This is a genomic window from Rhizobium sp. AAP116, from assembly GCF_001295785.1.
Taxonomy (GTDB): domain Bacteria; phylum Pseudomonadota; class Alphaproteobacteria; order Rhizobiales; family Rhizobiaceae; genus Allorhizobium.
Genome location: NZ_LJIB01000011.1, coordinates 185,031 through 199,583, shown reverse-complemented (window position 1 = coordinate 199,583; position 14,553 = coordinate 185,031). Strand labels below are relative to the sequence as shown.

The 14,553-nt window shown below is 61.4% G+C and carries 14 protein-coding genes; 10 read left to right on the top strand and 4 right to left on the bottom strand.

Features of this window, described 5'->3' with window-relative positions; translation table 11 throughout:
- The first annotated feature begins 81 nt into the window (after positions 1–81).
- From infB to IP85_RS09240, 8 genes are all read left to right on the top strand, one after another.
- On the top strand, positions 82–2,793 hold the full coding sequence (gene infB / locus IP85_RS09275; protein WP_054149386.1) for a translation initiation factor IF-2: 2,712 nt from the start codon (positions 82–84) through the stop codon (positions 2,791–2,793).
- 155 nt (positions 2,794–2,948) lie between these two features.
- Positions 2,949–3,353 carry a 30S ribosome-binding factor RbfA gene (rbfA, locus tag IP85_RS09270; protein ID WP_054149385.1) on the top strand — a complete coding sequence of 135 codons (405 nt, stop codon included), beginning with the start codon at positions 2,949–2,951 and terminating at the stop codon, positions 3,351–3,353.
- A gap of 12 nt (positions 3,354–3,365) precedes the next feature.
- Positions 3,366–4,295 carry a tRNA pseudouridine(55) synthase TruB gene (gene truB, locus IP85_RS09265; protein ID WP_006725259.1) on the top strand — a complete coding sequence of 310 codons (930 nt, stop codon included), beginning with the start codon at positions 3,366–3,368 and terminating at the stop codon, positions 4,293–4,295.
- 150 nt (positions 4,296–4,445) lie between these two features.
- A complete protein-coding gene (gene rpsO / locus IP85_RS09260) occupies positions 4,446–4,715 on the top strand; it encodes a 30S ribosomal protein S15 (protein ID WP_006725260.1) in 270 nt (89 codons plus the stop codon).
- A 316-nt stretch (positions 4,716–5,031) separates the two neighbouring features.
- A complete protein-coding gene (gene pnp / locus IP85_RS09255) occupies positions 5,032–7,176 on the top strand; it encodes a polyribonucleotide nucleotidyltransferase (RefSeq protein ID WP_054149384.1) in 2,145 nt (714 codons plus the stop codon).
- A gap of 76 nt (positions 7,177–7,252) precedes the next feature.
- On the top strand, positions 7,253–8,269 hold the full coding sequence (locus tag IP85_RS09250) for a class I SAM-dependent methyltransferase (RefSeq protein WP_054149505.1): 1,017 nt from the start codon (positions 7,253–7,255) through the stop codon (positions 8,267–8,269).
- Positions 8,270–8,385: 116 nt separating this feature from the next.
- Positions 8,386–9,408, top strand: coding sequence for an AraC family transcriptional regulator (locus tag IP85_RS09245; RefSeq protein WP_054149383.1), 1,023 nt, complete (start codon positions 8,386–8,388; stop codon positions 9,406–9,408).
- A gap of 208 nt (positions 9,409–9,616) precedes the next feature.
- The gene (locus tag IP85_RS09240) at positions 9,617–9,880 is read left to right on the top strand and encodes a LuxR C-terminal-related transcriptional regulator (RefSeq protein WP_054149382.1); all 264 of its coding nucleotides are present in this window, start codon (positions 9,617–9,619) and stop codon (positions 9,878–9,880) included.
- An 87-nt stretch (positions 9,881–9,967) separates the two neighbouring features.
- Here the strand turns inward: IP85_RS09240 and fabB are convergent, their stop codons facing one another.
- Together fabB and fabA are read right to left on the bottom strand one after the other, a co-directional pair.
- Complete coding sequence (gene fabB / locus IP85_RS09235; RefSeq protein WP_054149381.1) at positions 9,968–11,191, bottom strand: beta-ketoacyl-ACP synthase I; 1,224 nt, start codon at positions 11,189–11,191, stop codon at positions 9,968–9,970.
- 44 nt (positions 11,192–11,235) lie between these two features.
- Positions 11,236–11,751 carry a 3-hydroxyacyl-[acyl-carrier-protein] dehydratase FabA gene (fabA, locus tag IP85_RS09230; RefSeq protein WP_054149380.1) on the bottom strand — a complete coding sequence of 172 codons (516 nt, stop codon included), beginning with the start codon at positions 11,749–11,751 and terminating at the stop codon, positions 11,236–11,238.
- A 304-nt stretch (positions 11,752–12,055) separates the two neighbouring features.
- On the opposite strand from fabA, the gene irrA reads away from it, so the two are divergent.
- Positions 12,056–12,472, top strand: a complete 417-nt coding sequence (irrA, locus tag IP85_RS09225; protein WP_006725267.1) for an iron response transcriptional regulator IrrA — start codon at positions 12,056–12,058, stop codon at positions 12,470–12,472.
- 13 nt (positions 12,473–12,485) lie between these two features.
- On the opposite strand, the gene IP85_RS09220 is transcribed toward irrA, so the two are convergent.
- Positions 12,486–13,121, bottom strand: a complete 636-nt coding sequence (locus IP85_RS09220) for a trimeric intracellular cation channel family protein (protein WP_054149379.1) — start codon at positions 13,119–13,121, stop codon at positions 12,486–12,488.
- 167 nt (positions 13,122–13,288) lie between these two features.
- On the opposite strand from IP85_RS09220, the gene IP85_RS09215 reads away from it, so the two are divergent.
- Positions 13,289–13,720 (top strand): hypothetical protein, encoded by a 432-nt coding sequence (locus IP85_RS09215; RefSeq protein WP_236759377.1) that lies wholly within the window; start codon positions 13,289–13,291, stop codon positions 13,718–13,720.
- Positions 13,721–13,723: 3 nt separating this feature from the next.
- On the opposite strand, the gene IP85_RS09210 is transcribed toward IP85_RS09215, so the two are convergent.
- Positions 13,724–14,515 (bottom strand): YdcF family protein, encoded by a 792-nt coding sequence (locus IP85_RS09210; protein ID WP_054149377.1) that lies wholly within the window; start codon positions 14,513–14,515, stop codon positions 13,724–13,726.
- Between the last annotated feature and the right edge of the window lie 38 nt (positions 14,516–14,553).

The following is a 14,553-nucleotide window of genomic DNA, read 5'->3' as shown; positions in this document are numbered from 1 at the left end:
GGCCTCCGTGGTTTAGGACAGTATGTGAACGGCGAGGCCTGATGCTCGGCATCCGGCCCCGCTCGAAGGAACGGGAACGGAATGACCGACAACAAAGACGACAAGACTATCGGCGTGAAGAAGACTCTCACCCTGAAACCATCGGGGATGAGCCAGGGTACCGTGCGCCAGGACATGGGGCGCGGCCGTACGAAGTCGGTCGTCGTCGAAACGGTGAAGCGCCGGACGACCAGGCCGCTCGACGAAAAGCCACCGATTACGCCGATCACCCCTGTTCGTGCGGAACCGGCCGCGGCAGCTCCGACGCCGGCGCCGACACAGGCACCTTCGCCGGTTGCGGCACCCGTTGCAGCTGCGCGCCCGGCACCGGCACCGGCACAGCAGCATCGCCCGCAGCAGCCGCAGCGCCCCCAACAGCCGCAACGCCAGCAGCCCTCGCAGCCGCAGCGCCAACCGGAACGTCCGCGTGGTGCCGTTCTGCACGACCTGTCGGCCGGCGAGATGGAAGCGCGTCGCCGCGCCCTTGCCGAAGCCCAGATTCGTGAAGTTGAGGAAGCCAAGCAGCGCGTGATCGACGAGGCTCGCCGCAAGGCCGAAGCCGAGGAAGCCGCACGCCTGGCCGCCGAAGAGGCAGCACGCCGCGCCGCCGAGCCGCAGCCCGAGACACAGCCGGAAGCTGAAGTTGCCGCTGAGCCCGCTGTGGCGCCGGTGGCTGATGCGCCCGTCGTCGTGAACCGTACGGCCATTCCGGCACCCGGCGCACCTGGGTTCGTGCGTGGACGCAAGACCAATGACGAAGACGAGGGCCGTGCATCCCCGCGGACGATCCCCGGTCGGGGCAAGGTCGCCATGCCCGTGGCCCCCAAGGTCCCTGCCCGTCCGAAGGTCGAAGAGGACCGTCGTCGTGGCAAGCTGACCGTCACCACGGCCAATGTCGAGGATGACGGCACCGCCCGTGGCCGCTCGCTCTCTGCCATGCGCCGCCGTCAGGAGAAGTTCCGCCGCAGCCAGATGCAGGAGACCCGTGAAAAGGTCATGCGCGAGGTTATTCTGCCTGAGACCATCACCATTCAGGAACTGTCGCAGCGCATGTCCGAGCGCGCCGTCGACGTAATCAAGTACCTGATGAAGGAAGGTCAGATGATGAAGCCGGGCGACATCATCGATGCCGACCTTGCAGAACTCATCGCCACCGAATTCGGTCACACCGTGAAGCGCGTATCGGAATCCGACGTTGAAGAAGGCATCTTCAACGTCAAGGACGACGAAGGCGAGCTGGTATCGCGTCCGCCCGTGGTCACGATCATGGGTCACGTCGACCACGGCAAGACCTCGCTGCTCGACGCCATCCGCAAGACCTCGGTCGTATCGGGCGAAGCCGGTGGCATTACCCAGCATATCGGTGCTTACCAGGTCGAGCAGAACGGCCAGAAGATCACCTTCATCGACACCCCCGGCCACGCAGCGTTTACCGCAATGCGTGCCCGTGGCGCCCAGGCGACCGACATTGCGATCCTCGTGGTTGCAGCAGACGATAGCGTGATGCCGCAGACGATCGAATCCATCAGCCATGCGAAGGCTGCCGGCGTTCCGATCATCGTGGCGATCAACAAGATCGACAAGCATGAGGCTAACCCGGACAAGGTTCGCCAGCAGCTTCTTCAGCACGAAGTCTTCGTTGAATCGATGGGCGGTGAAGTGCTCGACGTCGAAGTCTCGGCGAAGAACAAGCTGAACCTCGACAAGCTGCTCGAAGCCGTGCTTCTGCAGGCCGAAATCCTCGACCTGAAGGCCGACCCGACGCGAACTGCCGAAGGTACCGTTATCGAAGCACAACTCGACCGCGGTCGTGGTGCCGTTGCGACGGTTCTCGTCCAGAAGGGCACCTTGAAGCCCGGCCAGATCATCGTTGCCGGCGACCAGTGGGGCCGCGTTCGCGCCCTCGTCAACGACAAGGGTGAGCACGTCAAGGAAGCGGGTCCTGCCATGCCGGTCGAGATCCTCGGCCTGTCGGGCACGCCTGCTGCCGGTGACAAGTTTGCCGTCGTCGAAAACGAGAGCCGCGCTCGCGAGATCTCCGAGTATCGTCAGCGTCTGGCCCGCGACAAGGCTGTCGCCCGCCAGTCGGGTCAGCGCGGTTCGCTGGAACAGATGATGAGCCAGCTGCAGAACACCGGCTTCAAGGAGTTCCCGCTGGTCATCAAGGGCGATGTTCAGGGCTCTGTGGAAGCGATCGTCGCGGCACTCGACAAGCTTGGCACCGACGAAGTGCGTGCCCGTATCGTCCATTCGGGCGCCGGCGCCATCACGGAATCGGATATCTCGCTCGCCGAGGCATCCAATGCCGCGATCATCGGCTTCAACGTCCGTGCGAACGCCCAGGCTCGTACCGCTTCCGAGCGTGCCGGCATCGAGATCCGCTACTACAACATCATCTACGATCTGGTGGATGACGTGAAGGCAGCGATGTCGGGCCTGCTCTCTCCGGAGCGTCGCGAAACCTTCCTCGGCAATGCCGAGATCCTGGAGGTGTTCAACATCACCAAGACCGGCAAGGTCGCAGGTTGCCGTGTTATCGAGGGCAAGGTCGAACGTGGTGCGGGCGTTCGCCTGCTGCGCGACAATGTCGTCATCCACGAAGGCAAGCTCAAGACGCTCAAGCGCTTCAAGGACGAAGTGTCCGACGTGCCGATGGGTCAGGAATGCGGTATGGCCTTCGAGAACTACGAAGACATCCGCGCCGGCGACACGATCGAGTGCTTCCGCGTCGAACACATCACGCGTACGCTCTGATCTCAGGCGTTTCGAACAACGATCCTTTCGGGCGCCGGATATTCCGGCGCTCGCTGTTTATGGGATCGTGACATCCGGCATTGGCCGGATGAACCACAATTACGGCATGACGCAGCAGGCAAGCGCGCCCGATGTCATGCGAAAGGCTTTGAACCATGACAAAACCAACCTCTTCTGCACCTTCGCAGCGCATGCTGCGCGTCGGCGAGCAGGTGCGTGCCGCCATCACCCAGGTCCTGCAGCGCGGCGAAGTCCGCGACGAGGTGATCGAAAAAACCGTCATCTCCATCTCCGAAGTCCGCATGTCGCCGGACCTCAAGATGGCCACCGCTTATGTCACGCCGCTCGGCGTCAAGGACCATGATACGGTCATTGCGGCCCTCAACAAGCACGCCAAATACATTCGCGGCCGGCTGGGCAACCAGCTCCGGCAGCTGAAATACATGCCGGAAGTCCGTTTCCGCGACGACACCAGCTTCGACAACTACCAGAAGATCGATGCCCTGCTGCGTTCGCCGGAGGTCCAGCGCGACCTCGGCTCCGACGAAGATCAAGACTGAGAAAAGACCTAGATGTCCAAACCCCGCAAGCCCAAGGGCCGCCCGATTTCGGGCTGGCTCATTCTCGACAAGCCGGTGGATTTCGGCTCGACCGAGGCCGTCGGCAAGATCAAGTGGCTGTTCAACGCCCAGAAGGCCGGTCATGCCGGCACGCTCGATCCGCTCGCATCAGGCATGCTGCCGATTGCACTCGGCGATGCGACGAAGACCGTCCCTTACGTCATGGACGGCCGCAAGATCTACGAATTCACGGTGACCTGGGGCGAGGAGCGCTCGACGGACGATCTCGAGGGCGAGGTGACGCAGAGCTCCGACAAGCGCCCTGCAAAGAGCGACATCGAGGCGTTGCTGCCCAACTACACCGGCACCATCAGCCAGATCCCGCCGCAGTTCTCGGCGATCAAGATTGCCGGCGAGCGGGCCTATGATCTCGCCCGCGATGGCGAGACAGTCGAGATCCCCTCTCGCGAGGTCGAGGTTCACCGCCTGACGCTGCTGAACTGCGAAGGCGACAAGGCACATTTCGAGGTTGAATGCGGCAAAGGCACTTACGTGCGCTCGCTGGCCCGCGACTTTGGTCGCGATCTCGGCTGCTACGGCCATATCTCCTCGCTCCGCCGCACCTTCGTGGCCCCGTTTGCCGAGGAGATGATGGTGCCGCTCGCGGAGCTCGTGGCGCTCGAAGCCATCGAGGACCGGGATGAGCGGCTGGCAGCTCTCGATGCATTCCTCGGCGATACGGCAGAAGCGCTTTCCGCCCTGCCGCAGCTCAGGATCACCGATGACCAGGCGCATCGGCTGCGCATGGGCAACCCGATCATCCTGCGCGGCCGCGATGCACCCGTTGCAGAGCCTGAGGCCGTGGCGCTTGCCGGCGGCAAGTTGATCGCCATCGGCGAGATCGCGGGCGGCGAGTTTCACCCGCGGCGCGTCTTCGCCTGACGCCTTCCCGCCGCCTGCTCTTTCCTTTCTTGAGGGAATGGAGTATAGGCGGCGGCAGCTGGCCCTTCGGGTGCCTGCATTCACGGCCAATGCTGGACGACATCCCGGCGTTTGGCGACCTGTTTCTCCTTATTCTAGAAAGGATTCACGATGTCGATCACTGCAGAGCGCAAGGCCGCCCTCATCAAGGAATACGCAATCAAGGAAGGCGACACCGGTTCTCCGGAAGTTCAGGTCGCAATCCTGACCGAGCGTATCACCAACCTGACGGAACACTTCAAGGGTCACAAGAAGGACAACCACTCGCGTCGTGGCCTTCTGACCATGGTTTCGACCCGCCGTTCGCTTCTCGACTATGTCAAGAAGCAGGATGAGGCTCGCTACACGACCCTGATCACGCGCCTCGGCATCCGCCGCTAACGACTTCCCGGCGGACCTTCTTCACGAAGGTCCGCCGGTTGCCTTTCCGGGTCAGGCTACAAGACCCGCGACTGGTTCCGCGCGAAGACCGCCCGGAACGAACGACAGGCCGGATGGGCCGGATCTGTCGACGACAACCGATGACCTGTCATGGGGCAGGATTGTTGGATGCTTCCGCACCCTGTCGGGTGCTCGAACCGGCCAATGCCGAAACCGAAGCCTCCCACTGTCTTGCCCGTGATTGCGTCAGCACATTGCAGACCAACCGCCCCCTGCCCATTCGGCAGGACGAAGGTCCGCATATGAAGGACAAGATATGTTTGATGTTCACAGCGTTGAGATCGAGTGGGCAGGCCGCCCGCTGAAGCTTGAGACCGGCAAGATCGCCCGCCAGGCTGACGGTGCCGTTCTCGCCACCTATGGCGAAACCGTCGTTCTCGCCACCGTCGTTTCGGCCAAGTCGCCGAAGCCGGGCCAGGATTTCTTCCCGCTCACCGTCAATTACCAGGAAAAGACCTACGCCGCCGGCAAGATCCCGGGTGGCTACTTCAAGCGCGAAGGTCGTCCGTCGGAAAAGGAAACGCTGGTTTCCCGCCTGATCGACCGTCCGATCCGCCCGCTCTTCCCGGAAGGCTACAAGAACGACACCCAGGTCGTCGTCACCGTCGTCCAGCATGACCTCGAAAACGATCCGGACGTATTGTCGATGGTTGCCGCTTCGGCAGCACTCACCCTCTCCGGCGTGCCCTTCATGGGCCCGGTCGGCGGCGCTCGCGTCGGCTACATCAACGGCGAATACGTCCTGAACCCGCATCTCGACGAGATGGACGAGTCGGTTCTGGATCTGGTCGTCGCCGGCACCCAGGACGCCGTCCTGATGGTCGAGTCGGAAGCCAAGGAACTCAACGAAGACATCATGCTCGGCGCCGTCATGTTCGGCCACAAGGGCTTCCAGCCGGTCATCGACGCGATCATCAAGCTCGCTGAAGTGGCTGCCAAGGAGCCGCGCGAGTTCGAACCGGAAGATCATTCCGCTCTCGAAGCCGAAATGCTCTCGATCGCCGAAACCGAACTGCGCGCTGCCTACAAGATCACCCAGAAGGCTGATCGTTACGCCGCCGTCGACGCCGTCAAGGCCAAGGTGAAGGCACACTTCTTCCCGGAAGGCGAAGAGCCGAAGTACACCAATGAAGTCATCGGTGCCGTCTTCAAGCACCTGCAGGCGAAGATCGTTCGCTGGAACATCCTCGACACGAAGAGCCGCATCGACGGCCGTGACCTGTCGACCGTTCGTGCGATCGTGTCGGAAGTCGGTATCCTGCCGCGCACGCATGGTTCGGCCCTCTTCACCCGCGGCGAGACGCAGGCAATCGTTGTTGCCACGCTCGGCACCGGCGAAGACGAACAGTATGTCGACTCGCTCACCGGCATGTACAAGGAACGCTTCCTTCTGCATTACAACTTCCCGCCCTACTCCGTCGGTGAAACCGGCCGCATGGGTTCGCCGGGTCGTCGCGAAATCGGTCACGGCAAGCTCGCATGGCGCGCTATCCGCCCGATGCTGCCGTCGGCTGAGCAGTTCCCCTACACGCTGCGCGTCGTCTCCGAGATCACCGAGTCGAACGGCTCGTCCTCGATGGCAACCGTCTGCGGCACCTCGCTCGCACTGATGGACGCTGGCGTTCCGCTGGCCAAGCCGGTTGCCGGTATCGCCATGGGTCTGATCCTCGAAGGCGAGCGCTTTGCGGTTCTCTCCGACATCCTCGGTGACGAAGACCATCTCGGCGACATGGACTTCAAGGTAGCGGGTACTGCCGACGGCATCACCTCGCTGCAGATGGACATCAAGATCGCCGGCATCACCGAAGAGATCATGAAGGTTGCACTCGGCCAGGCTCAGGGTGGCCGCAAGCACATCCTCAACGAAATGGCGAACGCCCTTTCGGAAAGCCGTGGCCAGCTCGGCGAATTCGCACCGCGCATCGAAGTGATGAACATCCCGGTCGACAAGATCCGTGAAGTCATCGGTTCGGGCGGCAAGGTCATCCGCGAAATCGTCGAAAAGACGGGTGCCAAGATCAACATCGAAGACGACGGCACCGTGAAGATCGCCTCTGCTTCGGGTAAGGAAATCGAAGCGGCCCGCAAGTGGATCCATTCGATCGTGGCCGAGCCGGAAGTCGGCGTGGTCTACGAAGGCACTGTTGTGAAGACCGCCGACTTCGGCGCCTTCGTCAACTTCTTCGGTTCGCGTGACGGCCTCGTGCACATCTCGCAGCTGGCTTCCGAGCGTGTCGCGAAGACCTCTGACGTCGTCAAGGAAGGCGACAAGGTTTGGGTCAAGCTCATGGGCTTCGACGAGCGCGGCAAGGTCCGCCTGTCGATGAAGGTCGTCGATCAGGCAACCGGCCAGGAAATCGCTGCCGAGAAGAAGAAGGAAGACGGCGAAGCAGCTGAGTAAGCTGACGTCGTTCCCGATCCGAGGCGCGGGAGAATTTCCCGCGCCTTTTTTGTTCGCCGAGAAAGAAGACCGAGCCATGAGCCGCGAAACGCTGAAGACCCTGTTCCACCCCTTCGTCACCGAAACCGTCGCTCTTCCCGAAGCTGGAAGTCGCTACCTGTTTCTCGGCGCTGAAGCGGGATTTGCCAAGCCCGAGGGCTTTGCCGCCGAACTGACCGTGGTTCAGGATTTCCGCCCGGAATTCCGGCGCCTCGAAGCCAGCCATCTCCAGCCCGTCCCGATCGTCGATGGCGAGGGCTACGACGGTGCCCTCATCCTCTGCGGCAAGCACAAGGGCGTCAACGAGGACCGCGTTGCCGAAGCGCTGCGGCGGGTGAAAGCCGGCGGGATGATCCTGGTTGCAGGCGCCAAGGAAGACGGCATTCTGCCGCTGCGCAAGCAGCTGGACCGGCTCGGCCTCGCACCGGAATCCATGCCGAAATACCACGGCGTCGTCGTCTGGTTCAGCACGCCCGAGGATTCCTCGGCAATCGTTTCGACGCTTTCCGCCAAGCCGGTCACGGTGGATGGACGTTTCGAGACGCGCTCCGGTCTCTTCTCCCATGCACATGCCGACGAAGGCTCCGAACTGCTCGCGAGCCGCCTGCCGACGGCCTTCGACGGCAATGCGGCCGATTTCGGCGCTGGCTGGGGATATCTCTCGGTCATGCTGGCTGACGCTTCGCCCCGTACCAATCGCATCGATCTTTTCGAAGCGAGCCACGAGGCACTCGAGCATGCCAAGCGCAATCTGGCGCGCAACTGCCCTGATCTGACGACACGGTTTTTCTGGCAGGATCTCGGCAACGAGCCGCCGAAGGAAAAATACGACCTCGTCATCATGAACCCGCCCTTCCATGAGGGTCATGCCGCCGAGCCGTCTATCGGCGCTGCGATGATAAAAGCCGCAGCGGATTCGCTGCGCGGCGGCGGCGATCTTCTGATGGTGGCGAACCGGGGCCTGCCCTATGAGCCTGTCCTGGCTCAGCATTTCAAGCAGCATGGCGAAGTCTGCCGAAATGCTCGCTTTAAGGTCCTCTGGGCAAAGCGCTGATGCCAAAGCGATCGTGATCGGGAGCGGGCGGCCTTAGACTACGCGCCCCTCGACTCCGGATCGCACCTACCTTAGCATCTGGCGCCATAAGCTTCACTTCTGGCGCCAGCGGTCTCATGCCTTCTCGGAATCTCACCGATGAATTGACCACCGTGGCCGGCCTCGCCTCAGCGGTGGTCGAGCATGCCCAGTCCTATGGCATCGACATAAAGCCCATTTGCAAGGCGCTGGAGATCGATCCGGAGATTTTCCAGAGCCTGACTGCGCGCATCAGCCTCGACCGCCTGTGCAGGCTCCTGGAGACCTGCGCGCTCCTGTCCGACGATGAGGCATTCGCGCTTACAAGCATCACGCGATATGAGGCAGGCTCGACCGGTCCGTTCGGATATGGATTGATGGCCGCGCCGACAGGGCTGGATTTCGTCCAGTTTCTCGACGACCACATCCAGTATGCCACCCAGACCAGCTATTCCAAGCTTACGCTTGGCGACCGAGGCGCGTATATGGCCTGGACCTTCGCTCCCATCATCGTAAAGCGCGACCAGTATGTCGATATGTCGGTCGGGCTGGTGATGCAACGAGCCCAGGCGTTTGCCACCAGCGACAGTATCGAGGTACAACTGGAAAGACCGGCTCCCCGCAATCACAAGCCCTTTCGACAATTGCTGTCGCGACGCGTCAGTTTCGGGGCGCGCGTGAACTGCGTGCATTTCCCGCCAAGCTTCCTTCAAGCCCAGAATCCCACGGGCGACCGCAGGCTTTTTGAACTGATGGATCTGCAGTGTCGGAGCCTGAGGCCACCGACGCCGGAGAAAAGCGCTGATTTCCTCGACCAGGTCCGTCGCTACCTGCTGCTGCACGTGTCGGATGACGATTATCCGCTCGCCGAGATCGCACCCTATTTCGGCTTGTCGGAGAGAACGTTCCAGCGCCGTCTGGCGGGTCACGGGACGAGCCTCAACGAGCTGCGGGATCAGATCCGCAAGGAAGTCAGCTTCAATCTGCTGACCGAAAGTGAACTGCCAATTTCGGAAATCTGCTACCGGCTCGGCTATTCCGCGCCGAGCGCTTTCACGCGCTCGGTCACGCGATGGTTCGGCACCACACCAACGGAAGTGCGGGAGCGGAAGTCGGCATGAGAGCTTCAGAAACTTGACAAGTGCAGAGTGATCCGGCGTAATCAGGCTATCAAAGCGCTTGGAGCGCTAAATTTCTCTTCTTTTAGCGTGTTCGGATAAGTGGTTGGCGTGCGATGTCAACGACGCAGGTCCGGCAGAATGCTATGAGCGCCGCCTGACGACCTGATGGATATCAAGTCGACCTTTCTCCAGTGCGGCAACAAAAATCATGAAAACCGATACCAAACGGGCGATCGGAAGATCGCCTGCTGTTTCGATCCTTTCGGATCGGGAAATCCTCTGCCTGCAGCTCGTTGCCGAAGGCATGCGGTCGGACGAGGCGGCGAATGCGCTCGTGCTGTCACGGGAAGAGGTGAACCAGGCTCTGGTCAGCGCTCAAGATAAGCTTGAAGCGAGCAATCTGATGCATGCGGTGAGCCTCGCCATGCTGATCGGCGTCATTGACCATACCGATCCTCATCAACCGAAGTAAGCCGTACTCCCACGGCTGGCGGACCACTTCGGATGAACGCCTGGCGCGGCAACGCGCCAGGCTTTTTTTATTCTGAGGTCTCGACGATCAGCCTTGATGGCGCTGGAAGACCAGCGTGGCGTTGGTACCGCCGAAGCCGAAGGAATTCGACAGCACGGTATCGATCTTTGCGTTGTCGATGCGCTTGCGAACAACCGGCACACCTTCGAACTCGGGATCGAGTTCGGTGATGTGCGCGCTTTCGCCGATGAAGCCGGCCTGCATCATCAGGAGACCATAGATCGATTCCTGCACGCCGGCAGCACCGAGTGAGTGACCGGTCAGCGACTTGGTCGACTGGATATGCGGGATCTTGTCGCCGAAGACTTCGCGGATTGCGCCGATTTCCTTGCTATCACCCACCGGCGTCGAAGTGCCATGGGTGTTGATGTAATCGACATCGCCCTTCACGGTGGACAGGGCCTGGCGCATGCAGCGGATCGCGCCTTCGCCCGAGGGAGCGACCATGTCGTAGCCGTCGGAGGTGGCACCATAGCCGACGACCTCGGCATAGATCTTGGCGCCGCGGGCCTTGGCATGCTCGAGCTCTTCGAGGACCAGAACGCCAGCGCCGCCGGCGATGACGAAGCCGTCACGAGAGACGTCATAGGCACGAGACGCGGTCGAAGGTGTGTCGTTGTACTTCGACGACATGGCGCCCATAGCATCGAACAGGCTGGACATCGTCCAGTCGAGATCTTCGTGGCCGCCAGCAAAGACCATGTCCTGCTTGCCCCACTGGATCATCTCATAGGCGTTGCCGATGCAGTGCGCCGAGGTCGAGCAGGCGGACGAGATCGAGTAGTTGACGCCGTGCAGCTTGAACCAGGTGGCAAGCGTGGCGGATGCCGTCGACGACATCGCCTTCGGAACGGCAAAGGGGCCGATGCGTTTCGGGCTGTTGTTCTGGCGGACGATATCGGCAGCTTCGACGATCTGCTTGGTCGACGGACCACCGGAGCCCATGATGATGCCGACGCGCTCATTCTGCTGATAATCGGCCTCTTCGAGACCGGCATCGGCGATCGCCTGCTTCATGGCAACATGGTTCCAGGCGCCGCCCTGGGACAGGAAACGCATGGCACGACGGTCAACCAGATCGGTCGGGTCCAGACCGGGCTTACCCCAGACCTGGCACTTGAAGCCGTGTTCGGCGAAATCGGGAGAAAAGGTGATGCCCGACTTGGCGTCGCGCAGCGATGCCGTGACTTCGGCGGCATCGGCACCGATGGAGGACACGATGCCAAGACCTGTTACTACAACCCGTCTCATCTCTCAGACCTTCTTTATAAACTTCAGGTGCGGACCGGGCCGGTTCAGGCCGCCTTGTCCTTCGACAGACCGACGCGCAGGTCGGATGCCTGGTAGATAGTTTCGCCATCGGCCTTTAACCAGCCATCGGCCGTGCCGAGCACCAGGCGACCGCGCATGACGCGCTTGAAGTCGATGCCGTATTCGAGAAGTTTCGTCTCGGGGCGCACCATGCCCTTGAACTTCACTTCGCCCGTTGACAGCGCCATGCCGCGGCCGGGTTCTCCCAGCCAGCCGAGGAAGAAGCCGGTCAGCTGCCACATGCCGTCGAGGCCAAGGCAGCCCGGCATGATGGGGTTGCCCTGGAAATGGCAGGGGAAATACCAATCATCGGGACGGACATCGTATTCGGCACGAATATAGCCCTTGTCGAAGGCACCGCCGGTTTCGGAAATGTCTGTGATCCGGTGCACCATCAGCATGGGCGGCAGGGGGAGCTGCGCGTTGCCCTCGCCGAAGAGTTCACCGCGGCCGCAGGCGAGGATTTCGTCGTAGTTATAGCTGGACTGTCTCGTAACCATTGTTCTTCTTCTTCCCCCCTCTGCTTCAGATATCCGGGACCCATTAGAGCAAGACGGTGGCAAATTGAAGCCCCGCAGCCGCTCCGCCTGTTTCCTAGAGGCCTTGCCGGCCTCATCCTCATATCATCGTCGCATACAGTAAGGAAAAGGGCATCACCAGACCCGAAACATCAAAAACCGCCCGACAGCAGGCGTCACAAGGCTTCTCGTTACCGTATCTATTGAAAGAGCCTGATTTTGCAGCTATATCCACACGTGTGGAAGCTCATGCATGCCACGCAACGACTGGAGTGCGTCTTTGACGATGGCAACCTGCCAAACGGGTATCGAATTGAAACTGCGCCGCTCGGGCCTTCGCCCGACGAAGCAGCGTATTGCGCTGGCCGGCCTGCTGTTCGCAAAGGGTGACCGCCACCTGACCGTCGAAGAACTGCACGAAGAGGCGATCTCCGCCGATTTTCCCGTCTCGCTTGCGACCGTCTACAACACGCTGCACCAGTTCACCGAAGCAGGGCTGATCCGCGTTCTCGCGGTTGAAAGCTCCAAGACCTATTTCGACACGAACGTGTCCGACCATCACCATTTCTTCGTCGAAGGCGAGAACAAGGTGCTGGACATCCCGGTCAACAACATCAGCATCGACAATCTGCCGCCACCGCCGGAAGGCATGGAAATCGCGCATGTCGACGTTGTGATCCGGCTGCGCCCCAAGCAGGGCTGATCTCTCTCTCGCATCACATCACCTCATCCGGATGCCGGCCCGGCTTGTGTTTGTAGGTCGGAAACGTCCATCCGAAGTACAGCGCGCCGCCTCTGAGCGCAAAGGCTGCCAGGGCTCCGATCGCGGAGGCTGCATAAAGTGGCATGCCGAACTCGTTCGCCGCCGTGAAGACCGCCGCACCGACCAGAGCTGCGGTGATGTAGATCTCCGGCCGCAGAAGCACCGAGGGCTCATTGGCTAAGAGATCGCGCAACACACCGCCGAGGCTTGCCGTCAGGGTTCCCGTCACGATCGCAATTGTCGGGGAACCGGTTGCAGCGAGCCCCTTGGCCGCGCCCATGACGCAATAGGCCGAGAGCCCGATGGCATCGAGCCAGATCAACAGGCGATAACGCGATTCGACGAGATGGGCGGTGAAGAATACGACGACGCCGATCGCGCAGCAGATCAGGATGTAATCCGGATTCAGGACCCAGAACACCGGCACACGACCCAGCACGATGTCGCGCACCGTCCCGCCGCCGAGCCCGGTCACCACCGCGAAGAACAGAAAGCCGATCATATCGAGCTGCTTGCGCGACGCCGCAAGGGCGCCGGTGGCAGCAAACAGGGCAATGCCCGCATAATCGAGATAAGACAGGAGCGACATGGCTTCTTTCCTCGCTGGAGCCTCCGGTCCGGGCGAGATTTGCCGCACGCCGTTAAGGGTGAGGCAAGACGCAGCCGCTAGACTTCCCCCTCGTTCAGCACAGATTGCGATCCGGAGTCCAGACCGTGCCATTCCTATTCCGCCTCCTCCTCGTCGTCGCGACCGGCATTTTTGCCGCGCCCGCCTTCGCGCAGCAGGAATTGCTGACCGATCCCGAGATCTACGAGAAGAACCACTACGCCAAGCGCTGTGATGCCGTGCAGTTTGGCGGTCGCTTCATCGACCGAATCGACATCAACAACGACGGCATCACCGACGTCGTCACCAATAGCAGCGAAATCGTCTGCGACGGCGTGCGCGGACCCGATTGCACAGCCGAAGGATGCCCCTTCAACTTCTATCTTCAGGTGAAGGAAGGTGGCTACTTCATGATCGCCACGGCGCAGATGTACTCCTACGACTTCATCCAGCGCTTCGGCAACATGGTCTTCATCCTGAAGATGCATCCGCGCTATTGCGAGCGGGAAGAGGGCCAGGAGCCTTGCGCGATGACGGTTCGCGTGCGTGGCACCAAATTCCTCACGATCTCGAAAAAGTGACGTTTACGGCGCGGGAAAGACGTCGTCGATCCTGCCGAGAATTCGATAGGCGGCAAGCCCCACCCACTCGCGGACGGCTGTCGACATCTGCTGCGCGTTCAGGGTCGGCTGCGTGAAGTCGAGCGCGAAGGACAAATTGCCGGCGGTGCGATAATCGACCGGCCAGGGCGCCACATCCACACCTGCCTTTCGAAACAGCCCGACGGAGCGCGGCATGTGGAAGGCAGACGTGATCAGCAGGCATTGACCCAGATCGCGCTCGGACAGAAGTTCGCGACTGTTCTTTGCGTTTTCATCGGTGTTTCTGGATGTCGTTTCAGCAATGAGCCGGTCGCGTGATACCCCGAAAGCCTCGAAGAAACGGATCGAGGCCGCGGCGTCGCCCTCATAGACGCCACTCAGGGATCCGTCGCCGCCAGACACGAGAATGCTTGCCTCGGGATATCGTATTGCCAGGCGCAGCGCTTCGACGAAGCGGTCGGCCGCCTGATTGAGATCCACGCCGCCACGGGCTGTCGTGACTTCGGTCTCGAAGGCACCACCCAGCACGATCATGCAGGATACGTCTGAGGGATCCACCACCGGCCGGGGAAATCGAGCCTCGAGGCTTTGCAGCAGCACGGAGCCAAGGGTCGTATAGAGGGTGAGGAACAGAATCAGAAGCGAGAGCGACAGGGCGGCCACGGCCGACCGGAGCCAGCGGAACCAGATCAAGGCCAGCGCAAGCAGCCCAAGCAGGAAAACGAGCGAGAGCGGCTGGACGGCATTCCAGAACAGCTTGGAAATGACAAACACCGCGCGCGCTCCTCACAAACATCTCAGGCCGTTGCGCG

What these genes read in the sequence shown, in the direction of transcription:
- irrA (WP_006725267.1), top strand. Translation starts at nt 12,056, where the DNA reads ATGGCAACCTGCCAAACGGGTATCGAATTGAAACTGCGCCGCTCGGGC.
- fabB (WP_054149381.1), bottom strand. Translation starts at nt 11,191, where the DNA reads ATGAGACGGGTTGTAGTAACAGGTCTTGGCATCGTGTCCTCCATCGGT.
- rbfA (WP_054149385.1), top strand. Translation starts at nt 2,949, where the DNA reads ATGACAAAACCAACCTCTTCTGCACCTTCGCAGCGCATGCTGCGCGTC.
- IP85_RS09220 (WP_054149379.1), bottom strand. Translation starts at nt 13,121, where the DNA reads ATGTCGCTCCTGTCTTATCTCGATTATGCGGGCATTGCCCTGTTTGCT.
- IP85_RS09250 (WP_054149505.1), top strand. Translation starts at nt 7,253, where the DNA reads ATGAGCCGCGAAACGCTGAAGACCCTGTTCCACCCCTTCGTCACCGAA.
- infB (WP_054149386.1), top strand. Translation starts at nt 82, where the DNA reads ATGACCGACAACAAAGACGACAAGACTATCGGCGTGAAGAAGACTCTC.
- truB (WP_006725259.1), top strand. Translation starts at nt 3,366, where the DNA reads ATGTCCAAACCCCGCAAGCCCAAGGGCCGCCCGATTTCGGGCTGGCTC.
- rpsO (WP_006725260.1), top strand. Translation starts at nt 4,446, where the DNA reads ATGTCGATCACTGCAGAGCGCAAGGCCGCCCTCATCAAGGAATACGCA.
- fabA (WP_054149380.1), bottom strand. Translation starts at nt 11,751, where the DNA reads ATGGTTACGAGACAGTCCAGCTATAACTACGACGAAATCCTCGCCTGC.
- IP85_RS09245 (WP_054149383.1), top strand. Translation starts at nt 8,386, where the DNA reads ATGCCTTCTCGGAATCTCACCGATGAATTGACCACCGTGGCCGGCCTC.
- IP85_RS09240 (WP_054149382.1), top strand. Translation starts at nt 9,617, where the DNA reads ATGAAAACCGATACCAAACGGGCGATCGGAAGATCGCCTGCTGTTTCG.
- pnp (WP_054149384.1), top strand. Translation starts at nt 5,032, where the DNA reads ATGTTTGATGTTCACAGCGTTGAGATCGAGTGGGCAGGCCGCCCGCTG.